We start from the raw sequence: 22,883 nt of genomic DNA, 5'->3' as shown, positions 1-22,883 counted from the left end.
TCCTCACCTGTGCCGCATCACCACAAGAGTAATATCGTCATGGATCTTATGGGTTCCGATGTAAGCCATCAAATCGTCGAGTATGCCTTCGACGACCTCTTCCGCAGTCCCGCCATGCAGGCGGCGGGCATCCTCCAAAAGCCTGTCGAAACCGAACAGTTCGCCTTTTGAATTCTCCGCTTCGGTGACGCCATCAGTATGCAGGACAATCATGTCACCTTTCTCGAAGGATATTTGCCGCGTGTCGATAAACGGAGCAATATCAGGCTCGAGGCCGACAGGAAGACCGAGATCACCTGTGTCTATCCGCTCTACCTTGCCGTCCTGACGAATGATGATCATGTCTTCGTGCTGGCCGGATATTGTCAGTCTCTCGCCGTCATAGTCGAGGAACGACAAGGTAAGATGCTTGTCGGTCCGCGTGCGCTCGATGTTCTTGAAGATTGCGCGGTTGAGATCGGTCAGGAATTTCGCCGGGTCCATCTCGCCCGCCTCCTGTAGGGCGCGCGCGATCGATTGCACCATCAGCATCAGCACGCCGCTCTCCAGCCCGTGGCCGGTCACGTCGCCAATGCCGATCTTGAGGTTGTTTCCGTTCTGTAGAACATCGTAGTAGTCGCCGCCGACTTCGTCGGCAGGGCGCATGTAGGCGGCTATTTCCAGGTGCTTGATTGCCGTCAGCTCCTTGGCCCGCGGCAGGACCATGAGCTGGATCTGTCTGGCGACATTGAGTTCGGCACCCAGCCGCAGGTTTTCGTTTTTCAACTGGCTGTTGAGGGTCGAAATCTCTTCCTTGGCCGCCTCGATCTCCTTGGTTCGGTCCGAAACGAGCTTTTCGAGGTTTTCGGTGTGGAAACTGATATCCTCCGCCATCCGGTTGAATGCGATGCCGGCTTCCGCCACTTCGTCCCTGGTCGAGATATCGACCCTGACGGAATAGTCCTTCGCCTGTATGCGCTTGGCGGCGCTCGCCAGCGCGCTGATGCCGCTGGTGACGCGCTTCGAGGCAGCAAAGACCGCCGCCGTGACGATCATGAGGGACACCAGGACCGCCATGATTTGATAGAGCAGGATGCGATTGGTCGCCCGCGATATCTCATCCTTGGCGGCAATGAGCGAGGCATAGATCTCGCGCTCAGGTACGACTATCCCGAGCGACATCACCTCGCGCTGCACCGGTCCATCCACCCAGAGATTGGTCGGGTGCAATTGCTTGACGACCACGAGATAGGGAACGTCCTCTCCCTGTTCGTTGAGGGAAATATGCTGGATCGTGCCGTCGGCATCGAGCGGCAGCTTGGTAATCGCCGTTTGGCTACTGTTGCGCAAGGATCGGTCGACGCCGGTGACCCCCTTGGCAGCCGCATCGTTGGCGGCACGCAGGCCGATGACCTTCTCGCCCACGGGATTGATTGCGACGACATTTCCATTCGACATGGCGAGGAAGCCGAAGCCGGTCTGGGCGACTTTCACATGTTCAACGATCTCGGCAAGTTGTGTGAGCGTGATATCGGCGCCGGCCGCGCCGGCCAGGTGATGCCGATCCGGCGTCCAGAGCGGATGAAAAAAGCTGACGATCAGCTTTCCGGTGATGGCATCGGTATAGGGAGCCGTCTGGGTAATGTAATCGGCAACGGGGCGCGATGACGGGTTGGAGGCCCATTGCTGCCAGGATTCGTAGAGACCCGGAAAGAAGAATGTCCAAAAATCAGAGCTGTTATGGCCGGGATAGAGCCGGTCGAAGGTCTGCGCCTGCGTCGTATAGGGCGCGGTCCGGAAAATCGGACGCTCCCTCGGGCCGATATAATACATCTGCAGCTTGGACGCGCCGTTATGCAGCAATGAAGGAGCGACCAGATCGAGCACGGCGCTCCATTCTATGTCAGCCTGGACCTGGGGCAGGGGGCGGTGATCCTTATCCAGAAGGTAGCCCCAGACACTGACGACCGAGGGCGTTCCGGGAAGATTTTGCGCCCACTGACCGCCTGGATCGTAGGTCACCGTTACGGCGCCCGGAGAAGCCTTGGTCATGGCGGCGCCGACATCGCCACTTCTTGCCGGATTGTCGATCTGTCCCTGAAGCACACCCGCCAGCGCCTTCACATCGGAATGGACCTGATCGATCAGCAAACCGACCTCTGCGGCGGTCGAATCCGCATAGGAGCGAATGTAATCCTGGCTGGCCTTCTCCAGGCCCTGTCCCACTTCCGTCGTGGCGTTGCGCGAAAGGCGCTGCACGTTCCACAATGCAAGGCCACCACTGACCATGAGGTCGAATAGGACGGCTCCCCCGACGACAAGTAGAAATTTGGCGCGAAATGAGCGTAGGCCCAGCCGTTGCTTGGCAATTGACGCGTCTGTCATAGCGGTTTCTGTCCCGAAGAAGCCCAGATCGGCCAGCCGGCATAGCCTCTTGGATGGAGCGCGGCAAAAATATGATCGGCGAAACCCTGCTTGAATCGCTCGATGAATGCGGCCGAATCCCCTCTTCTGACCGCCATTTCATCGGCATAGACATTCTGCCATGCCGTGATGATGTCGGCGAAATCCTGGGGATCGCCATCGAGATTGGTGACCATGAAGCTTTCCATCCGCACATCCTTGAAGCCGGCGTCCAGCAACATGCGGCGGCCCTTGGGACCCATTTCGACATCCATATCGAAGTGAGCGAACAGCTTCGCGACCTCGTTATAGGTCCACTGGATGCTGTCGGCTCTGGGCTCGCCAAGACAATGGGAGTTCTTCTCGTTGGTGATGTAGACCCGGCCGCCGGGCTTGCATATGCGATAGAGCTCCCGAAGCAGAACATCCGGGCGGTCGAAGATCTGCAGCGAATGCCTGCAGGTCACGAAATCGAACTGGTCGCTGTCGAACAGCATCTGGGATGCATCGCCATAGGTATATTCGATGTCCTGGACGTCGAAGTCGTCGGCGACCTTGCGGGCATATTCCAGGCTGGGCACCGAATGGTCGAGGGCAACGATCCGCGCTGGCTTGAAATCCTTTCGCAGCAGCATGGCGAAATCGCCGATGCCGCAGCAGATATCGGCGACATGCAAACCCTCGCGAAGGCCGTGCCGCGGCAATATCTCGCGCTCGTGCCGCCAGGTCATTTTCGTCTGGGTCCGGAGGATCGGGATGAAGCTCTGGTTCTCCACGAATGTCTGCCCCGGATAGAAGGCGGAATCATAGATCTCGACGATGATGTTGGGCGACAGATCGCTCAAATGGCGAAACAGTCGCGATGCCCATGCAACGACGCTTGAAGCGACGACCGTCAGTTTGAGATCGGGTCTCGATCGCGTCGCATCGAGGAGCACATGGGTCAAGGCACGGAACGCCGTATTGTTCATGTGGGTGACGCGCTTCAGATTGATGTAGCAAATGCCATTTACCGTCTCGATGCCGTTGCGCAGCAGGGCGAGGTCATCGGCAAGCTCGGCAACCGAATGCGGTCTAAGGACCCCTGACAGGGAGAATTCCTGATTATTGGCATCGAATTGCGCCGTGAAGCGGCTGGAGGAGAGGTTGCTCAATTGAGTAGCCTTTCGAGCGCAAGATCCACCACGAAAGTCATCAGTCCTGTATCCTGACCGGACAGCGCGATATTGGCATCGTAATTGACGGCAAGACCGAGAAGGATCGCATGCTCGGCATGCGCCGCGTCATCGGTGATGACATCGAGATAGCTAGCAAGGGCCTGGCCGCTTCCAATGCGCTCTACGATTGCCTCATATGAATTGCATTGCTCGGCCGAGCAGGGAAAGGTCAATTCGATCCGTTCGGTCGAGCCATTTCGGTAGAAGCGGCAGGTAAGAGCACCGTCGCTCTCTCTGGTGTGGAACGACATCTCGAAGAGCTCGTTCAAGGCTGCTGAAAGCAGGTTGGCATGTCGGATGGGATCGTGGCGATCGTGGCTGACCATATGGGCCACATAGGCAGCGCATTGGTCGCAATGCGACCAGTCCGCCACCAGGGTTGCCATTTCCATCTCCAGTTCAAGCAATGGCTCGAAAGCCGCGGCCACTTGCACCTCCTCCATGGTACCCCTTCGAGAAATTCCCAAATGAAATGCGCTTCAGAAACTCACGGACTGGCGTGATATTCGTCAAATGTCGCGGCCGATTGAGTGCGCGCACCCTGTCTTATGAAATCATCGAGCTTGTCGGCGCCGAGCGGAGGGCTGATGCTATAGCCCTGCAGACGGTCGCAGCCCTCGTGCTGGAGCCAGGCTGCCTGCTGCTGCGTTTCGACACCTTCTGCCGTCACTCGCATGTCCAGGCCGTGCGCAAGGCTGATCACGGAACGTACGATGGTTTGGCTCTTGGTATCCTGCAAGAGATCGCGGATGAAATAGCGATCGATCTTGATCGTATCGAAGGGAAAATTCTTGAGATAGCTGAGCGAGGAATATTCCGTGCCGAAATCGTCGAGGGAGATCTGTATGCCGAGAACGTTCAATGTGTTCAGCGTGTCCAGATTGTTGGTGGTGCGTTCGAGAAGCACGCCTTCGGTGATTTCCAACTCCAGGCGCTCGGCCGGGAATCCGACGATATCGATCGTTTGAGAGACGCGATCGGTCAGGCCTGGCGTCAGGAATTCCGCCGGTGAAAGATTGACTGCAAGCGTATAGTGGGCCGGCCATGCCAGGGCTTCGCGGCAGGCTTCTTCCAGCATCCACTGGCCGATTTCGCGCATGAGACCATCGGCTTCGGCCATGGGAATGAAAGCCGCCGGCGGAATGATCCCGAGGGTCGGATGTCGCCAGCGCAGCAGCGCCTCGAAGCCGACCACATTGGACGGGGGCTCCACCAGCGGCTGATATTCGATGAAGAACTCGTCGCGCTGTAGCGCCACGCGCAGGCTGCGCCGGAGCAGCTCCCTCTGCTCGACCACGATCAGCATGGCCGGATCGAAAGTCCGCGCCCGTCGCCGCCCTTCTTTCTTGGCGGCATAAAGGGCGACGTCGGCAGCCTTCATCAGCTGCTCCCCCTCGTTGCCGTCGCGCGGCGCAATTGCGATCCCCACGCTGACGCCGACGAAGAGAGAGATGCCGTTGACCGTGAACGGCTTCTTGAATTCGGCCACCAGCGCATCCGCCAGCCGTTCCGCCTCGAAGGCCCGCTGTGGGCCGACCTGGATGATGGCGAACTCATCGCCGGCAAGACGGTAGACCGTTCCGCCGTGGCCGAGTGCCTCCTTGATTCTTTCGGCGGCGAGTTTCAGTACGATGTCGCCGGCGCCGTGGCCAAGTGTGTCGTTGACGGGCTTAAAGTCATCGAGGTCGAGCTGCATCAGCGCCGGCCCGATCTTGCCGCTCGCCGGAAGCAGTTGCGCCAGTGCCGCGCTGAATTGGCGGCGATTGGGCAATCCGGTCAAGGCATCGTGCGTTGCCTGATGGATGAGTCGCGCTTTTTCATTATCGTCGGATGGCGGGCTCTCGCCTGCTCCGTTGGTTTCGACGATCAGCAGCCCTACCCGGATATAGGAGATGAGGACGTTGCGTTTTCCCCGCCTCGGATCGTCGAGCGGGATGGTGCGAGGTTCACCCGTATCGATGACCTGATGAATGAGCTCGGCAAGCGCCGGTTTTGCAAGCGCCGGGTAAGCTTCCCACAGTGTCACCTCGTTCCGGGTGGGAAGGCCGACATGCTCTTTGAATCTCCTGGAGGAATCGAGCAGTTTGAGATCGAGATCCCAAAGCGAAATCACCGCCTCTAAACCGTTGTCGGATTCGGACTCATATGGAATTCGCTGCGACCGATCCACTCGGTTCTCGGGCATATGGCCTCGTCCTCCCCCAAGCCGGCCACGCAAAATCCGGCCATTGTCCAGTTTGAAATGGTCCATTCGCATCGGAGCATGCGTATCAACGATCGCAGTCTCATCGAGCGCGCGGACGCAAGTCGTAACTTACCAGAACGTGGCAGCCGCTTTAAGCGAATATATTACGAGATCTTCATATTTAGCAATGATTGCTGAGACATGTGCAGATTAAATCGGCCACGGCGACATTATCTGTTTCATTCCAAGTACAAGAAGATTGTATTCCCGGGATGGAGGCAGTGTAATGGTTGTAGGGTTTCCATCGGGTGGTTTCGATTGCCCGTTGGTTGATTCGCAAAGCATGCCCGCCATCGGTGCTTCTTTCACGGTTCGCTTCCGATCGAGGTTGGTAGCCGCTGCCCGTGACGCCTACTGAAGCGTCCTGCTGTGCGGCTCCATCGCAAGTACCGGCAATTGCGCCTCGCGACCTACCTGAACGGCAGGGTGGCTGCGGAGCCTTGCGGCCTTGCGGATCAGCAGCTCCTCATTGATGATCGCTAGCATGCTTGCGGTGAATTTGCGCGTGCTGAATTGTTCGGCGTGTGCCTGCAGTGTTTCCGGGTGAAAGCGGTGCTGCATGGCCTCGAAATCGATCACAGCCTTGATCAGAGCGTCGACAGACTGCTGGTCGAAGAGAATGCCGGTCACTCCCGGCGCGACTGTTTCCAGCGCTCCGCCGCTTCCGTAAGCGATAACGGGCCGCCCGCTCGCCATCGCTTCCACCGGAACCATGCCAAAGTCTTCCTCGCCGGGAAAGATCAGCGCCCGGCAGCGCGCCAGTTTTTCCTTCAATATTGGAAACGGAGTCCGACCGAGGAAAGTGATCGAGGGACCGGCGATGCGTTTCAGCCCGTCTGCTTCGCTGCCTTCGCCGATGACGACCAGCTGGCGATTCATCCGGGTAAAGGCCTTGACCGCCAGATCGATCCGCTTGTAGGGAACCAGCTGGCCGGCGCAGAGATAAAAATCCTCGGTCGTTGGCGCTGGCATGAAATCATCGACATTGACGGGTGGATAGACCACGGTCGCGGACCGCCGATAATATTTGGCGATGCGGTCGCAGACATGATGCGAATTGGCGACGAAGCGATCGACCCGCATACTCGTATTGACGTCCCAGGAGCGTAGCATCGGCGCAAGCATCGGCATTACGAGCCGCGATGCGAGGCCCGCGTGGGATCGATAGAAGTGATAGTGATCCCAAAGATAGCGCATGGGGGAATGGCAATAGCAGACATGCGTTGCCCCCGGCGGGGGGATGATGCCCTTGGCCGGGCCTGATTCGCTGGAAATGATCAGATCGTAGCCGGTAAGGTCGAAGCTCTCCAATGCGAAGGGCATCAGCGGCAAGAGCGATTGATAGGCCTTGGCGGCACCCGGAATTCGCTGAAGGAAGGAGGTGAAAATCTTGTGTCCGCGGATCTTCTCGGAGACACGGCTTTCATCATAGACGAGAGTGAAGATATCGGCGTCCGGATACATGTCGCAGAGAGCCTCGACCACTTTTTCTCCGCCCCGCATCGACACCAGCCAATAATGTACGATCGCTACCCGCATTGCTCTTCCCTCCATGGGCCGAAACAACATTGGGCAGCCGGCAACTTTTGCGACAGGGCCTACATCGGTTCACCGCGGCATACAAATGGCCGAAGGGAGTAGCCAAAAGATTTAGCTGCAGGTCTGCGCCTGCACACAAGGATATGCTCGCCCGACCAAGAGACGGCAGCATCGCCTACCTCCCTGCCAGAAATGATAAGCCCTGTTGCTTCGGTAGGGGATTTACACGTTATGCGTTCAGCTGCTGATCTCGTTGCATGGCGCCTTTCCCGCGTGATGGCGCAAGCGATCAAGAAAGCGAGATTTCGACTCATGTCCAGAGTGTGCGCTTCAGCTTACCATTCCATCTCCAGGCCGTCTCGGCTCATGGCGCCCTGGTTGTTGGCGTTGCTTCTTTCCGGCGCAGCCATGCACGGCATAGCGAGCGCCGCAGCCACCGACGTCTATCATGTCGGGCCTCAGGCCCGGATCAAGGTCGCCATCGTCGAGTGGATCGCCGCAACCGGCGAATACAAGGAATGGACGGCACTGAACGGCGAATACGTCGTATCGCAATCGGGTTCGATCTCAATCCCGATGATTGGAGAAATGCAGGTCGGCGACAAGACCGTCGAAGACATCAGTGCCGATATTGGCGAGAAGCTGAAACAGATCACCGGTCTGGCGCTTGCGCCGACAGCTTCGGTCGAGGTTGTCAAATATCCGATGATCTATGTGTCCGGTGCTGTCGAAAAGCCGAGCGAGCTGGAGTTCAGGCCTGGCCTGACAGTGAAGCAGGCCGTTGCCATGGCGGGCGGGCGTGAACGCCGGTCCAGCCAGACCGGCGATTATTCGGAGGCGCAGCAGGTCAGCTATGCCGGCGAGATCAGCCGGATGGAGCTGCAATTGAAACAGCTTGGCGCCCGGAAGGCCCGCCTGATGGCCGAACTTAACGATCAGCCGGCGATCGCATTTCCGCCGGAAATCAAGGCCGCTCCCGAAGGATCGGCTATCTGGCAGATCATGACGAGCGAAGTCGACCTGTTCAATGCCAGGGCGGATGCTCTGCGTCAGCAACTCGCCGCCGCCGCGGATCTGGAAGTGCTGTTGCGCAACGAAATCAACATTCTTGATGAGAAGATGTCGTCGCAGGACGAGCAGGTGAAGATTGCGCAGGACGAGTTGAGCGACATTTCCAAGCTGGTCGACACCAAAATCCTGACCACCTCGCGAAAGACCTCGCTGGAGCGGATCGTCGCCGAGATGCAGGCAGGCAAGCTGGATCTTGTCGTTGCTTCGATGCAGGCAAAGCAGAAGCTGAGCGAGACCGAGCGCGATGCACTCAATCTCACGGGTCAACGCAAGACCGATGCTGGACAACAGCTGCAGACTACCGAGACCGAAATCGAGGATACGAAACTGAAGCGAAATACGACGCTGCAGCTGCTGCAGCTTTCAGGCGCTTCGCTTTCGAGAAGTCAGAGCATGAAAGCGCTCGATCTTCAGCCGATGGAATACTGGATCACACGCAACGGCGACGAAGCCAATGCGATCAAGGCATCGGAAGCGACTGCGCTGCAGCCAGGGGACGTTCTGGACGTGCGCTACAACATTTCCGGAAGCCTGGACGGCACGGCGCTTTCTTCCGCCGACACCGGCCAATCTCAATAGTGATAAGCGAGCAATGTGGGGCGACAATCATGGCAATTCACGAGATCGGTAAGGGCTTGCGCAGCATTCCTTCGAACGCCAAAGGTACAGGGGGCAGCGAATATATCTCCTTTCGCGACGTCTGGCGTTTCCTGCAGCGCCATTGGATGATCTTCGCGCTGTTTACGGGGGCGGGTCTCGGTATCGGCGGCTTCTATATGGCGACGACACAGCCAGTCTACTTGGCGACCACGCGGCTCGTCATGGATCCCGACCAGGGGCGCATCGTCTCGCAGGATGCCTTCACAGGAACGGTCATCATCGAAGCGGCGGAAATTGCGAGCCAGGTCGAGATCGTCAAATCCGAGGCGATTGCGCGCGCGGTCGTGCAGAAACTCAATCTCACAGAGGATCCGGAGATCGTAGGCGGCATGTCCTGGCAGGCTACGCTGCATGACAAGCTGCGCGCAGTCTTCAGCTATTTCAAGCATGGCGACGATGGCAGCGCGAAAGCGGAAACCACGGAGGATGACCTCATGCGCCGCACCATGGCGTCCTTCCTGTCGAGGGTCGAGGTTACGCGCGTTGGTCAGTCCTACATTCTTGAGATCGGATATAGTTCGGTCGACCCGCAAAAAGCGGCGAACGCGGCGAATGCGATTGCTGAGGCCTATATCAGCACCGGTCTGTCGGAACGGGCTTCCGCAGCGCAAAGCGGAGCCAAGTGGCTGGAGACGCGTTTGATCGAGGTCGGACGGCAGGCACGTGAAGCAGCGATGAATGTCGAGGAGTTTCGCGCCAAGAACGGCATCATGGAGATCAGCACGTCGTCCTCTCTCGATCAGCAGCAACTATCGGAGATCAGCAGCCAGGCGGTTGCAGCCAAGGCGCAAACGGCGGCGGAATCGGCCAAACTCGAGACACTCGACCAGCTGATGTCAGGTGGAAAGGTCGAAGGCGATGTCAATGAGACGATGAACAATCCGCGTATACAGAAGCTTCAGGAAGATCTCGGAGGCGCCACGATCAAGTTGAATAACCTAACCAGCAGATATGATGCCGATAACCCTGCCATCATTGCTGCCCAGCAGGAAATCGATCGAATAAAGGGGGACATGCGCAAGGAGTTCGAGCGCATCCAGGCAGTATATAAAGCAAATCTGGAAGTCGCTAAAACTCGGGAAAAGCTCCTCAGCGATGAATTGGCCTCGCTGAAAGACGCCGGAACGGACAAGAATCTGGCAAGAGTGGAGCTGTCGGAGATGGAAAGCCGCGCTACCACCTATCGCCGGATGTATGAAAGCATCCTGCAGCAGCTGATTGGCGCGCTACAAAAGGAATCGTTTCCGCTCGGCAATGTTCGCGTCGTGACCGCGGCTGCCGTGCCGCTGGCAAAGACCTGGCCGAAATCCTCCTTCGTCCTGCCGTTCACGGCCATGCTCGGCCTTGCAGCCGGCGTCATGGCGGCCCTTTTGCGGGATGGCCTCGATCGTCGCGTCAGCTCCAGCGAAAAGCTGCGGCGGGAATTGGGGATCAGCTCTCTCGGCCACGTGCCCGTCTACATCAGCCCGTCCTTCCTGCCGGGGCGCATGGCGACCGCCAATGCCGGCTGGCGACGAACGATGCTGCCGCTGAGGTCCGTGCTCGATACGCCCTATTCGCAATTTTCCGAAGCCTTGCGTGGCGTCAAGCACTCGATCGATTCCGCCTTCCCGCCGAACGCACCCATGGTGATCGGCATCACCTCGGTCGGCACCGGCGAAGGCAAGACCACGATCGCAACCAATCTCGCACAACTCTACCAGCACGAAGGTGCATCCGTTGTGCTCGTCGACGCCGATTTCCTCAATGCGAGACTGAGCTGCGTGGTGACCGAAGCCGGCACGGATTTCGGCATGGAGGCCTTAAGTATCAATGATGTGCCGCGCCGCTATGCCGTCGCCCATGAAGGTGGCGTGCTTGTCGCGAAGGCTGAGCACGAGCCCGAGGCCGAGGTCATGCAGGCCCATGGCGGTGTCCCGGTCGTCACCGTCGACGAGACCGAAAAATCCGTGACCGCTTTTCAGCGCTATGGGCATCTGCCCGCGCTGAAGGCTGAGATCGACTTGTTGCGCCGGCGCTACAAGGTCGTCATCGTCGATATGTCCGCTTTCGAGGATTCTGCCGATACCCGCGTCATCTGCACCTATCTCGAGGGCATCGTCGTCGTTGTCGGGCAGACGAACAAGATGACGGTGGAGAGGCTGTCGGACGCACTGGCGAGCTTCGGCACGACAACGATCAATATCCTGGGCATCATCGCCAATCGCAGTCACGAGAGGCGTCACCACCAGGATAAGCGTCTTTTGCGTCGCAGGCAGGACCGTCGTCAGGTGCGTGCATCTGCAAGGCGGCTTACGGGCAGCGTAACGGGTCGCCCCCTGAAGATCACGCTCGGTATCGCAAGCTCCGGCCGCCGCGATATCCTGTCGTCCATCCTCCCGCATGTTGCCAGCCAAACCCGGAAGCCGGACGAGATCGTCGTCTGCCTTTCCTCGCCGGAAGACATCGATCCGAGCTGCCTGCGAAATCTCGACATTCCGGTACGGGTGCTTATCAGCGAGCGGGGGCTTTGCCGTCAGCGCAATCGCATCCTCGACAGCGTTCAGGATGCGGATATCGTCCTTTTTCTCGATGACGATTTTCTGATGACGCCTGCCTATATCGAGGAAACGGAACGGCTTTTTCAGTTGCAACCCGATGTCGCCATGTGCACCGGAACCATCTTGGCCGACGGCATTACGGGACCGGGTATTTCCGTTCGCGATGGCTTACGTCTGGTCGATGCGGGGCGCCGCCGCCGCTCCGAGCCTTCAATGCAAATCCGACCTGTTTACAACGCCTATGGCTGCAACATGGCGATCCGCATGGCCATCGTCAAAGCCGCGGCCCTGCGTTTCGATGAGAACCTGCCCTTCTATGGCTGGCTCGAGGATGTCGATTTCAGCCGGCTCGTGGCCCATTATGGCCAGGTTGTCAGCGTCAAGCAGCTCGAAGGCGTTCATCTCGGCACGAAAGGTGGCCGATCGGGTGGTGTCCGTCTCGGCTATTCGCAAATAGCAAACCCGCTTTATCTCATGCGCAAGCGCACGATGAGCGTGCCGCAGGCAACGATGCAGATCAGCCGCAATCTTGCAGCCAACCTCGTCAAGGTGTTGCGACCGGAACCCTGGGTCGATCGCAAGGGTCGCCTCAAGGGCAATGTCATCGCGCTTCGCGATCTGCTCAAGGGCAGACTGGCGCCGCAGAACATCGAAGCATTGGAATAGTCCAGTGGCGCGCTCATCCGGCCTCGATCGCATCGTCGTCATCAACGACCGCTCCGCCAAGATAGGCGGAGCGTCGAATCTTGCGATACTTTCAGCTACCTTGCTGCAGGAAGCCGGGGTCGCCGTGACCTATTTCGCCGGCGATAGCGCCGGCTCCGAAAGACCGGCATCTGACACCATCAATCTGGCAGCGCAGCCGCTGATGCAGCAGCCACGTCTCAGCGCGCTTGCCAGCGGCCTTTACAGCCGTCAAGCCTATGACGGGCTCAATGCTCTGATGTCGCGCGTCGATACCAAGGGCACCATCTATCATGTCCATGGCTGGTCGAAGATCCTGTCGCCATCTATTTTTCGGGCTTTGTGGCCGGTTCGCGACCGTGTCGTCCTGCACGCTCACGACTATTTCCTCTCCTGCCCGAACGGTGGGTTTGCCAATTACCGCAGAAGCCAGGTCTGCCCGTTGACGCCGATGTCGCTCGGCTGTCTGGCGACAAACTGCGACAAGCGCGGCTACCATGAGAAGATCTGGAGATCGGCCCGCCATATGGTGAGGGAGCATTATTATCCCATCCAGCAATTTGCCGCCAATATCGTCGTCGTGCATCAACGCATGCGCGAATATTTCGCCCGCGGGCAGATCGACATGGGCAACATCGAGACAATTCGCAATCCGGTTGAGCCCTTCCTTGACCATCCCACGGAGCCCTGGAAGAAGCGCGACTTTTTCTTTGTCGGCCGGCTGGAGCCGGAAAAGGGATTTGAGGATGCCGCGATCGCAGCACGGCTTGCCGGTGGGAGGCTGCAGATCATAGGCGACGGCGCCGGTCGCGCTCGCCTGGAGCGGGATTTTCCGGAGGTCGTCATTCATGGCTGGAAGTCCAAGAGCGAGATGCGGAACATCCTTTGCGACGCGCGTGCGCTCGTTGTTTCCTCCCGGGTGCCGGAACCCTTCGGACTGGCAGCACTCGAGGCCGTGACAAGCGGCATACCGGTGATCTTGCCGGACACCGCGCTTCTCGGCGACGAACTTTCGATGCTCGGATGCGGCCTGACCTTTCAGGGCGGAAAGGTGGAAACGCTCGCAAGCGGAATGCGCCGGCTTGCCAGCGATGACATGCTGCTTCGCCTGATGAGTGTGAATTGCCTCCGCCGGTCAGGTGAGCTGGCGCATACACCGGTCTCGTGGCGCGACGCATTGCTCGCCCTGTACGATCGCGTTCTCGACCGCGCAAACGCCGCCGGGATGAACTTGCGGTCGACCTTGAATGACGACTTTTCAGCCGCTCATCGGCTGATCGATGAGGCAGGCTGAGGCTTGGGGGTAGCTCTGTGTCCGGCGTCCTACGCCAATGGGACTAACCCAATGTCCGCAGGGTCAATTGTCAAGGATTGGGGCAGCTGGCAGCCTTTGAAGGAAGCATGATAGTGGTGAGGGGTCCGGAAGATGTTATCGACTTTTGACAGCATTGCCCATCGCGAGCGATCTCGTCGCGAGGCGAAGCGGACGGAACGGCGCGGACGCGCCAAGCGTATTGTCGATCTTATTCTTTCTGGGCTCGGGCTGTTGTTTCTGGCGCCGGCTCTGCTTGTCATCGCGATTGCATTGCTTCTGGTCGACGGCCGGCCCATCATCTATCGCCATACGCGTGTCGGCCGCGATGGACGCCCGTTCGACTGCCTGAAATTCCGCACGATGCGCAAGGATGCCGATCGGCAGCTGGCGGAGCTGCTGGCCCGTGATGAGATGCGAAAGCAGGAATGGCTATCGACGCAGAAGCTGACCAACGACCCGCGCGTGCACTGGCTCGGGAAGTATCTGCGCATGAGCAGCGCCGACGAACTGCCACAATTGGTGAATGTTCAGCGCGGTGACATGAGCCTGGTCGGGCCTCGACCCGTCGTTGCTGCGGAGCTCGATCGCTATGGAGCCAATCTCTATTGCTATCTGGGGCTGCGGCCGGGGATCACGGGCCTCTGGCAGGTCAACCGCCATGCGGAAACCACCTATGAGGAGCGTATCCAGTTCGATCTGGATTACTTCCACAGTCGTTCATTGCGCACCGACTTTGCAATCCTCGTAAAAACGGTCGGCGTCGTGTTGCTCGCACGCAACGAAAAAGAACGTCTCACCAAATGAAAAAAGCGGCGACAGCAATCCAAGCGACAAGGCAGAAGATCACCAGAATCCAACGAAGCAAAAGTTTCTGGCGCAATCCACCTGGCTGTCTCGAGGCGATGCGATCATTGTTTTCGTCTTTCATAAGCGGCTCTGCGTGGTGTTTCATGACAATTGCCGGCAAGCCCCTCTTCTATTGCCGAGAATTTCGATGGGACCCTGACGTTCAGGGCGATAATTTCTGCAAAACAAAATCGAATAATTCCGGCGCACCCCGCTTACAGGCAGCGTTTCATTACACGGAATCATGTCCTGAATGGGAACATTATAGATTTTATCTGGTGCAGGGCTGGAAAGAACTGTGGATTATCATGTTAAATTTAAACAGAATTTCTCAACCGGGCGATGCGAAGACCGGATTTGCTCGTATTTACTTACCGCGACGGTGCGCTGATGGATAGCTTTCCGCTTCGCCCCAAGCGCACTGTCTGGATGAGCCTGCGTCATTGGCTGCGCGCCCGCATGCCCGCGATCGTCGGCGACGGAGCCTCGACGCTCGTTTCGAAAGTCGTATCGCAGGTCGTCCAGCTTCTCATATTCCTCGTCGCCGCCCGCGTGCTGGAATCGGCCGAATTCGGCCTCTACGCGTTCAGCTCCGCCATCGTCGTCATGCTTGTCGTGATCTCAGAGGGCGGATGGGGCGAGTTCGTCATGAAGGCCGAGTGTACGGACCGGGAGCTCGACCAGATCGGCACACTCTCGATCATTGCCGGCGTGCTCGTTACGGTCGTCGGGCTGCTGGGTGCCGCCATTGCCTGGCGCTTTTTCGGCAGGCAGCACGAAGCGCTTCTCCTCGTTCTTTTCAGCTGCTGGTTTTTGCCATCGTCTCTTTACGCGGTTTACGATGGGCTACTGGTCGCGCGTGGCCTGCTGCGCAAACAGGCCGCTATCCGCATAACGAGCGAAATTGCCGGGTTCTGCGCCACGTTGTTGGGACTGTGGGTCGGATGGAACGTGTTTTCGCTCGCGGCCGGACGGCTCGTTTCGCAGCTGGTCTGTCTTGCCGGCTCGGCAGCCGTACTCGCCTGGCGTCCCAGGCTCTATCTGACCTGGCCTTTCGCGCGCGAGATTCTCGAATTTTCAAGCCATATCCTGTCGAACCGGCTGATCCTCTTTCTGCGATCCTATTCCGGAACGCTCGCGATCGGCAGCTTTCTAGGCCTTTCGGAGGCAGGCTACTATCGGGTTGCGGAGCGCATCGTCGCGGCATTTTCCGAACTCATTGGCGAGCCGGCGCGAATGCTGGCCTGGACCTTGTTTCGCCGGGCGGCGATCGTGATCGGGGTGGACGGAAGGCAGGTTCGCGACGCCGGCCCCTCTGCAACCGTCTTCATGACGGTTCTCATGGCGATCTGCACGCCGATCTATCTTGGTCTTTCGCTGATATCCTCCGATTTGATCGAGATTGTTCTCGGCGAAAAATGGGCGCCTGCGGCGGTTCTCGTGGCGATCCTGTCGCTGAAACAGATCCTGTTGATGCCGGGTTACGTGACGGAGGCGCTGTTGTCCCTGTCGGGCAATATCAGGCGCATGCCGCCGACCCTCCTGCTCAACGCAGTGGTCTCCGTCTCGCTGATCCTGCTTCTGGCACCTTTCGGCGTTGTCGCTGCTGCCTGGGGCCAATGCGCGGCATCCCTGATCTCCTTCTTCACATCGATGCACCTGCAAAAGAGCTATGGCGGCCTCCGGTGGGGACGTGTGTTGCGCAAGAGCGGCTATCTTGCCGTTGCCGTCGCATTGATGGCGTCGGCGGTTTACGGGCTCGGCTATTTCGCCGGATCGCTCAGTATGCAACGTGTACTGACTGTGTTGCTGCAGGTGGTCTCGGGCGGCGCAATCTATGTCTGCACGCTTCTGGCTCTGGAGAAGATGAGTGGAGGCACAGTTTCGATTCTCTCGGGCAGACGCTGATCGGCGACGATTGAATGGACAGAGATAGGGGTGCAAGATGACAGCTTCGTTGTGGTCCGGTTCATCGTGGTCGGCGCATGCACGTTCGGCCGTTAAGGGCACCGCACAGACGGTCGCACAGGGGCTTTTGCCGCTGCGCCTGGCCAGAGGGCGGCTGAACTATCTCTTGCCCTTTCCACGGCGGTTTACGGGCGCCTATGACAGCTATGAGGCTGCCATGGCTGCTGCCCCCAGGCACACTATGGCCGGCTACGATCACGATGAGATCGCAACCGTTGCATTCGCCAAAATGTGTGAAGTGACGCCGTGGGACTATCCGGTGCTGTTCTGGGTCCGCAATTTGCTGCACGAGATCGATGGCCTCGTCGACGCCGGTGGGCATATGGGCACGAAATATCGGGCCTTTCGTCCCTTGCTGCCGCTCGATGGTGCATTTCGTTGGGTCGTATATGATTTGCCGGCCATCGTCCGCGCCGGGCAAGGCCTTGCGGAGAAGGAGGGCCTGACGAGCTTATCCTTTGTCGATCGGATCGGAGATGCGGGCGAGATGCCATTGCTGCTCGGATCCGGGCTGATGCAATATCTCGATATGCCGCTGTCCGGTCTGCTATCGCAAATGCCCTCGCGGCCGCGTCATCTGATCCTCAACAAGGTTGCGCTCCGCAAGGGCAGGACTATCGTCACACTGGAACGCATCGGCAGGTCGTATGTCCCCTATCACATGCGCAACGAAGCGGACTTCACCGGCGATATCGCAAGGCTTGGCTACAAACTGGTCGATCGCTGGTCCATTCCTTCCCTGTCGCATGCCATAGATACCCACCCCGAGCTCGGCCGCAGCGAGAGCGCCGGCTTCTATTTTCGGCTGGGCTAGAGTAATTCCAGGAAAAGTGCATAGCGGCTTTCAGTCAGGAATTACCAAAAAGGCTGGAGCCTTTTCGCGATTCGAGCGGAAGGCTCTAGCCGTGATGGAGCGATAGGCCCGGTTCGCTCTGATGACGCAGTCTGTGCACCTGCGTGGCCGCGTGTCGTTGCTTGAGGTGATCGGCAAGACGGATCGACAAGGCAAGCAGCATCAGCGTCGGATTGGCGTGGCCCGGCGTTGGAAACACCGAGCTGCCGGCGACGAACAGGCCGTCGATGCCATGAACCATGGCGTTGGTGTCAACGACGCTCGTCCGCGGGTCGGTTCCCATGCGGGTGGTGCAGGAGGGATGCGCCATATCCATGAAGACGGGCAGGGTGCTCTCCCTTGCCACGATCCAATCCGGTAGCTCGGGCCTCGGTAAGTCAACGCGAACGAATTCGCTTGAAACAAGCCCAGCAAGCCGCTTGACGCTGTTTATTTCGCGCGGCCCTATCTTCCAGTCGATACGCGGCAATGGCTGACCGAATCGATCGCGTTGTTTCGCCAAGGTGATGCGGCTCTCCGGATTGAGCTGTTGTTCGACCATGACGTCGAAGCGCAATTCCGTCGAGCGATGCGGCAGACCGCGCTTGCGCACGAGGCGTCCGTAGAGCCCTGAGGCGATCATGTCAGCCGATTTCACGACCGTCGCAAGATCTCCCATGGCGGTCTTGCCCGCCCCCTTCGTCAGGCGCTTCAGCGCTGCCCAGGGATCATCCGTAGCGTGGATCTGCACCGGATAGGCGGCGCAGTTGGTAAGGCCTTCGCGTGCTTGAATTTCAGGGCTCAAGGACAGGCCCCTGAGATAGAAATGCGTATGCCCGCCATGGCCGAGGCCATAGAAATTGAAATGCCTTGCGATGGCGTCGATGTCGCGCCCCGTAAAGCGGCAGAGCGATGTGCGGGGATGGTCGCAGAGATAGCGGCCGACAACGTCGTGCTTGTTGCCCACGCCTGCCGGCAACCGGGAATTGGATGCAAGCAGCAGGCGTGCATTCTCGACGCCGCCGCCGCAAAGAACGATCGTGTTCGCATGGACAGTCGCGTGTCGGCCGATCGGGCTCATGAGATTGAGGGAGGTTACTCTTCTGCCCTGGCGGTCGACATTGATCTCGGTCACCGTCGCCTGTGTCAGAAAACTTATGTTCGCCGCCGCGATATCGCCCGCAAGTCGGGCAAAGCGGGTCGGCTCGGCGCGCGGATGGCGCATGTGGCTGAATTGCCAGAAGAAGGGCTTGAGAAGCTGATTGTCCAGACCGAGATCGTCCGGGCGTGAATGCAGCAGCGCAAAGAGGCGTTCATCGTAAAGGTTAGGCCCGAGGTTGAGCAGTTTGCCAGCACGATCGAGTGCGGGCAGCAGCTGATCGCGACTGATCGGCCAGCCGGAAAGCAGCAGCCAAGGCCGGTTCAGGAAATCGATGTCATCGAAGGCGGCGCATTTGCCGATCCAGGTATGGCTGCTGCCGCCAAGCATTCGATTTCGCAGCTCGAATGCGGGAATATCGTTCAGCCATGCCAGCTTGCCGGTATAGCCTCGCCCTTCAGGCACGGCATCCGCCGAAACGAATGGCTCACCAATATTTTCGACAGTATTCAGTGCCTGAATTTCAGCCTCGTAATCTTGGCCGCCGCTCTCGATGACAAGGACACGAATCCGGGTATCCGCAAACTCGCGGGCGATCGCAATTCCAGCCGGTCCGCCGCCGATAATCGCAATATCGGCATGTATTTCAATCCCTTCCGGCATAGATCTCAAGTCGCTGGTTATCATGATCGTTTTCCCGCCCATTTTCGTAATTTTTACCAGCATCGCGAGCGTGCGGATAACTGTTCGATTGGCATAGGCGCGGACGATATCTACCGATTTCGGATAGGTGATCTGATCGGTTCCGGCGGCCCTTTCAGTCGGAAGTCCATGCTGAAAATGCGGCAATCACAGGCTAGGCTCTCCAGCAAATGCCGAGTTTCCTGGGGAGCGAAAATCATGGCCAAAGTGGGGTTACGTGAGTGGTTGGCGCTCGCGCCGGTATTTGCCTCGGGCAAATTGGCACGCTACAGCGACGAGACCGGTGGCCCGCTGGGACGCTTCGAAGCGGATTTTTCCACCAAGTTCGGTGTGCGCCATACGCTGGCGACGAGTAGCGGAACAGGCGCGCTGATCTCGGCGCTGGTTGCCGCCGGCGTCGGCCCCGGAGATGAAGTGCTCGTGCCAGCCTATACATGGATTGCAACCGCAGCTGCCCCACTGGCCGCAGGCGCGGTGCCGGTTCTGGTCGATATCGACCACACGCTCACCATGGACCCGCAGGACATCCTGCGTAAGATCACGCCGCAGACGAGGGCAATCATTCCGGTTCATATGTCGAACATGGTGTGCGATATGGACAGCATCATGCGCATTGCCCGCGAGAACAATCTCGTGGTCATTGAAGATGCCTGCCAGGCTGTCGGATTGCATTACAAGACCAAGCGGGTCGGTACGATCGGTGATTTCGGAGCCTTCAGCTTCAATCAGTTCAAGAACATCAATTGCGGGGAGGGCGGGGCTGTCGTTACCAACGACGCGCGGCTGTTTGCCCGGGCCCGGATGTATCACGATATCGGCTCCATGTTTCGCGGCCACCTCGACAATGCCAACGAGCCGCCCATGCTGGGGGTAAATTTCAAGGCGAGTCAGATTCAAGGCGCCATGCTGAACGTGCAGTTGAAAAAGCTCGATCCGATGATTGCCCGCATGCGTGAGCGTTACGATGTGATGAGCGAAATCTTCGCCAAGAGCGCATGGATCATGGTGGGGCCTCACAACGATATCGGCAATGCGGCAGGCCTCCACGTCATCTTCGAAACGTCGGACGAGGCCAAGAGATTTGCCGAGGAAAACAGGCGCGGCGTCTATCGGCTCTTCGATTCCAGCCGCCATGTCTATACCAACTGGCAACCGGTCCTGCAGCAGCGTACCGGTCACCCGGCGATGAACCCCTTCCACTGGACGGATCGAAAGATCGAATACACGCCGGAACTCTGTGCGCAGACGCTCGACATCCTGAAGCGCAGCTGCCGCATCAGTCTTGGAGAGAATTATCCGGTGGCGCTGGTCGCCTACATGGCCAGGCGGATGTCGCGTCAGGCCAAACCGAAGAATGCCAATCTCTTGTACGCAACGATCTGACATGGAGAATATCGGGCCTGACACAATCGATGTCTGGCACTGGAAGCTGGACATGCCGTTGCCTGATCTCGGCATGTACATCACCTTGCTGTCGCTCGATGAGTGCGTCCGGACCATTCGCTTCGTCCATGATCGCGACAGGCATCGTTTCGTCGCCGCCAGGACCGGAATGCGGGTGATCCTCGGGCGCTATCTCGGCATTCCGCCGCGGTTGATAGGCTTCGACTATGGCGACAACGGCAAGCCTTACGTCGCGATCGGCGGTGCTTGTCCCATCCATTTCAATCTCAGCCACAGCGCCGACCGGGCCGTGCTTGCCGTTTCCGATCACTATGAGCTCGGCATCGATATCGAGGAAATTCGATTCCTGAAGGAAGATATCGCGAAATGGTTCTTCTCCCGCAAGGAGTATCAGACGCTTCGATCGCTGCCGGCTGATGGCTACCTGGATGGTTTCTATCGCTGCTGGACGCGCAAGGAAGCGTTCATCAAAGCCCATGGTGCCGGTTTGTCGCTGCCGCTTGATAGTTTCGATGTCACGTTCGACAGATCGAAGCAATCGCGATTGGAACGGCTGGAGGGGGATGAAGATGCACCACAGAACTGGGCCATTCTGGAACTTGCCACACCTGCCAACTTCGCCGGCGCCGTCGTTGCCTCGACCGGCGGGCACCAGGTGTGCCTGCGCTATCGCAATGGAAATATCAGTCAGATGGTCAGCCGCGCATCGAGAATGTAGCGCCCATCGGCGGCATCGAAATGATGGCAACCATGGAGCCCGGCCTTGAAAACCGGGGTAACGGTGCGGATGCGGCGCTCGCAATAGTCGTCGAGCGTGAGTTTCTCGATCTCCATGATGTTGAGAGCATAGCCGTAAATGCCGTGCGCATTGTGCTGCGAGGGTCGCAAGAGCCTGCCGCCACGTTCGAAGATACGCCCTGCGCCGCGCGCCTCGGTGCTGCCGATGACGACGGGATTTCGCTTGTGGGGTCTTATGCCTGTGAGCGCCGGGCCGTCGACCTCGAACAGATAGAGCTCGCTGCAATGGTCTTCGTAGGCATGGAAATCCGACAGGTTGGTGAATAGCCACCATTTGCCGTCATGACGGATCAAGACGCTATCGGCCGGCGACTGGCCCTCGAAGGCCGTGGCGTGGAGCTCCCATTTCAGCGGGAACTCACAGCAGCGCCAGACCTCGAGGCGCCGTGCCTGATGCGTTTCCGGTATCATGAAGATCTGGTCACCATCGCGAAAGATGAATGGATAGGAGAGATGGTAGGGGCGCTCCAGCGCCACCCCGACCTGTGTGAGCGCATCACCGTCGAAACGGCCGACCGCGATATGCGCCTTGCGGTCGCCGCGGGAATAGGCCTCGTAGAACAGATAGCATTTTCCATCTTCCTGAAACAGGAATGGATCGGCCTTGATGCTGTTGTCGGAAGGCGGAATTTCGACCGCCCTGCTCGGATCGAAATCATCGATATGGCCGCGTCCCGTATAAAGCGTCCATATGGCCGACTCGGCGCGGAGCCTCGCCCTGATCGATTTGAATGCTTTGACCGAGACAGATCCTGCGACGATGCAGCCGTAGCGAAAGAGGTCACCGAGCGATGGTGGCCGATCGGCAATCGGGCCAGTGAAGGCGGATGGATTGAAATGCCTGGTGTCGGCGAGCCGCGTCAGCTCCCGCAGCAGAAGTGTAACGCTTCGCTCCCGGACGAAGGCACTCAATCGTGTTGCGCTCGGCTTGATGTTGAATGACGCCCGCGCAATCTCGAGCCTTCCGGCCTTGCCGCCGCGCTTGGCATAGAGGACCAGATCGGCAGTCGACGCGCGGGCAAGGACCTCGGCATAGCCGTACCAATCCACATCGGCCGATCGTCGGTCGGAGAGATTGAAGGCCCATTCTCCGAATGGGAGAGCAGCGATCGCGTCGTCGGCCATGCTCGTTGGAACCATGCGGACGACGAGATCCAGCTTCAGGCGGCGCAACGATGCCGCCGTGATGTTGTCAGGGGTGCATGTCTTGTCGCCATCGGATTGGTAGCAGTCGATAAAGTGACGCCGGCAATTGAAATTCTTTGGCGAATAGGCGGGTTGACGCGCAAGGGCTCGCGTCTCCAATCGTGTGCTCCAGGATAACAGCTTCGATGTCTTCCCGTCGCCAAACGGATAAGGCTGGGTCAGCACGGCTGCGAGCTCCAGACCCGGCGCCGCCAGAATCCGGTCCAGGATCATCAGCTCCCAGTTTTCGAGCGCATGTCCGCGCGCGACGAGAATGCCGACCCTCAATGGCTTGGTCTCGTTCATGGCTGTTTCCTCTTATGGCTCGGCCGCTTGCCGGATATTGTTCCGGGGCGTTGGCGGATACCTGGAGCCGGATGATTTTAGGTCTGTTCG

Annotated in this window: 15 protein-coding genes; 8 read left to right on the top strand and 7 right to left on the bottom strand. The window is 58.7% G+C overall.

What is annotated here, in order from left to right; all coding sequences use genetic code 11:
- Positions 1-3: 3 nt before the first annotated feature.
- The 5 genes from GA0061100_RS22825 to GA0061100_RS22800 form a co-directional block, all read right to left on the bottom strand.
- Positions 4-2,364, bottom strand: coding sequence for a PP2C family protein-serine/threonine phosphatase (locus tag GA0061100_RS22825; protein ID WP_075855016.1), 2,361 nt, complete (start codon positions 2,362-2,364; stop codon positions 4-6).
- Positions 2,361-3,536, bottom strand: a complete 1,176-nt coding sequence (locus GA0061100_RS22820) for a class I SAM-dependent methyltransferase (protein WP_075855015.1) — start codon at positions 3,534-3,536, stop codon at positions 2,361-2,363. Before GA0061100_RS22820 ends, GA0061100_RS22825 begins: the two co-directional genes overlap by 4 nt.
- A complete protein-coding gene (locus GA0061100_RS22815; RefSeq protein WP_075855014.1) occupies positions 3,533-4,042 on the bottom strand; it encodes a ubiquinone biosynthesis methyltransferase UbiE in 510 nt (169 codons plus the stop codon). Before GA0061100_RS22815 ends, GA0061100_RS22820 begins: the two co-directional genes overlap by 4 nt.
- A 44-nt stretch (positions 4,043-4,086) precedes the next feature.
- Positions 4,087-5,784 (bottom strand): putative bifunctional diguanylate cyclase/phosphodiesterase, encoded by a 1,698-nt coding sequence (locus tag GA0061100_RS22810; protein WP_075855013.1) that lies wholly within the window; start codon positions 5,782-5,784, stop codon positions 4,087-4,089.
- A gap of 411 nt (positions 5,785-6,195) precedes the next feature.
- Positions 6,196-7,383 (bottom strand): glycosyltransferase, encoded by a 1,188-nt coding sequence (locus GA0061100_RS22800; RefSeq protein WP_075855011.1) that lies wholly within the window; start codon positions 7,381-7,383, stop codon positions 6,196-6,198.
- Positions 7,384-7,749: 366 nt separating this feature from the next.
- Between GA0061100_RS22800 and GA0061100_RS22795 the strand changes: the two genes are divergently transcribed.
- The 6 genes from GA0061100_RS22795 to GA0061100_RS22755 all read left to right on the top strand — a co-directional run bounded on the left by GA0061100_RS22795 (position 7,750) and on the right by GA0061100_RS22755 (position 17,281).
- Complete coding sequence (locus GA0061100_RS22795; RefSeq protein WP_244557928.1) at positions 7,750-9,033, top strand: polysaccharide biosynthesis/export family protein; 1,284 nt, start codon at positions 7,750-7,752, stop codon at positions 9,031-9,033.
- A 29-nt stretch (positions 9,034-9,062) separates the two neighbouring features.
- Positions 9,063-12,320: a nucleotide-binding protein gene (locus tag GA0061100_RS34150; RefSeq protein WP_244557927.1), complete on the top strand. Its 3,258-nt coding sequence runs from the start codon at positions 9,063-9,065 to the stop codon at positions 12,318-12,320.
- A gap of 4 nt (positions 12,321-12,324) precedes the next feature.
- Complete coding sequence (locus tag GA0061100_RS22770) at positions 12,325-13,632, top strand: glycosyltransferase family 4 protein (protein ID WP_075855010.1); 1,308 nt, start codon at positions 12,325-12,327, stop codon at positions 13,630-13,632.
- Between the two features lie 132 nt (positions 13,633-13,764).
- A complete protein-coding gene (locus tag GA0061100_RS22765; protein ID WP_075855009.1) occupies positions 13,765-14,457 on the top strand; it encodes a sugar transferase in 693 nt (230 codons plus the stop codon).
- A 399-nt stretch (positions 14,458-14,856) separates the two neighbouring features.
- A complete protein-coding gene (locus tag GA0061100_RS22760; protein ID WP_244557926.1) occupies positions 14,857-16,407 on the top strand; it encodes an oligosaccharide flippase family protein in 1,551 nt (516 codons plus the stop codon).
- Positions 16,408-16,444: 37 nt separating this feature from the next.
- Positions 16,445-17,281: a methyltransferase, TIGR04325 family gene (locus tag GA0061100_RS22755; protein WP_083961426.1), complete on the top strand. Its 837-nt coding sequence runs from the start codon at positions 16,445-16,447 to the stop codon at positions 17,279-17,281.
- 85 nt (positions 17,282-17,366) lie between these two features.
- On the opposite strand, the gene GA0061100_RS22750 is transcribed toward GA0061100_RS22755, so the two are convergent.
- Entirely contained in the window at positions 17,367-19,085 is a 1,719-nt protein-coding gene (locus GA0061100_RS22750; RefSeq protein ID WP_244557925.1) for a GMC oxidoreductase, read from the bottom strand.
- Between the two features lie 213 nt (positions 19,086-19,298).
- Here GA0061100_RS22750 and GA0061100_RS22745 point away from each other — a divergent pair, with 213 nt between their 5' ends.
- Positions 19,299-20,483, top strand: coding sequence for a DegT/DnrJ/EryC1/StrS family aminotransferase (locus GA0061100_RS22745; RefSeq protein WP_075855008.1), 1,185 nt, complete (start codon positions 19,299-19,301; stop codon positions 20,481-20,483).
- Position 20,484: 1 nt separating this feature from the next.
- Complete coding sequence (locus GA0061100_RS22740) at positions 20,485-21,222, top strand: 4'-phosphopantetheinyl transferase family protein (protein WP_075855007.1); 738 nt, start codon at positions 20,485-20,487, stop codon at positions 21,220-21,222.
- On the opposite strand, the gene GA0061100_RS22735 is transcribed toward GA0061100_RS22740, so the two are convergent.
- Positions 21,192-22,793, bottom strand: coding sequence for a glucosamine inositolphosphorylceramide transferase family protein (locus GA0061100_RS22735; RefSeq protein ID WP_075855006.1), 1,602 nt, complete (start codon positions 22,791-22,793; stop codon positions 21,192-21,194). The two genes, GA0061100_RS22740 and GA0061100_RS22735, sit on opposite strands and share 31 nt — an antisense overlap.
- Positions 22,794-22,883: the final 90 nt, after the last annotated feature.

The organism is Martinezella hainanensis (assembly GCF_900094555.1).
GTDB classification, from domain to species: domain Bacteria; phylum Pseudomonadota; class Alphaproteobacteria; order Rhizobiales; family Rhizobiaceae; genus Rhizobium; species Rhizobium hainanense.
The sequence above is the reverse complement of the archived record's forward strand: the minus strand, read 5'-3'. Positions and strand labels throughout refer to the sequence as shown.

What these genes read in the sequence shown, in the direction of transcription:
- GA0061100_RS22740 (WP_075855007.1), top strand. Translation starts at nt 20,485, where the DNA reads ATGGAGAATATCGGGCCTGACACAATCGATGTCTGGCACTGGAAGCTG.
- GA0061100_RS22755 (WP_083961426.1), top strand. Translation starts at nt 16,445, where the DNA reads ATGACAGCTTCGTTGTGGTCCGGTTCATCGTGGTCGGCGCATGCACGT.
- GA0061100_RS22795 (WP_244557928.1), top strand. Translation starts at nt 7,750, where the DNA reads ATGGCGCCCTGGTTGTTGGCGTTGCTTCTTTCCGGCGCAGCCATGCAC.
- GA0061100_RS22745 (WP_075855008.1), top strand. Translation starts at nt 19,299, where the DNA reads ATGGCCAAAGTGGGGTTACGTGAGTGGTTGGCGCTCGCGCCGGTATTT.
- GA0061100_RS22810 (WP_075855013.1), bottom strand. Translation starts at nt 5,784, where the DNA reads ATGCCCGAGAACCGAGTGGATCGGTCGCAGCGAATTCCATATGAGTCC.
- GA0061100_RS22735 (WP_075855006.1), bottom strand. Translation starts at nt 22,793, where the DNA reads ATGAACGAGACCAAGCCATTGAGGGTCGGCATTCTCGTCGCGCGCGGA.
- GA0061100_RS34150 (WP_244557927.1), top strand. Translation starts at nt 9,063, where the DNA reads ATGGCAATTCACGAGATCGGTAAGGGCTTGCGCAGCATTCCTTCGAAC.
- GA0061100_RS22765 (WP_075855009.1), top strand. Translation starts at nt 13,765, where the DNA reads ATGTTATCGACTTTTGACAGCATTGCCCATCGCGAGCGATCTCGTCGC.
- GA0061100_RS22815 (WP_075855014.1), bottom strand. Translation starts at nt 4,042, where the DNA reads ATGGAGGAGGTGCAAGTGGCCGCGGCTTTCGAGCCATTGCTTGAACTG.
- GA0061100_RS22750 (WP_244557925.1), bottom strand. Translation starts at nt 19,085, where the DNA reads ATGATAACCAGCGACTTGAGATCTATGCCGGAAGGGATTGAAATACAT.
- GA0061100_RS22800 (WP_075855011.1), bottom strand. Translation starts at nt 7,383, where the DNA reads ATGCGGGTAGCGATCGTACATTATTGGCTGGTGTCGATGCGGGGCGGA.
- GA0061100_RS22825 (WP_075855016.1), bottom strand. Translation starts at nt 2,364, where the DNA reads ATGACAGACGCGTCAATTGCCAAGCAACGGCTGGGCCTACGCTCATTT.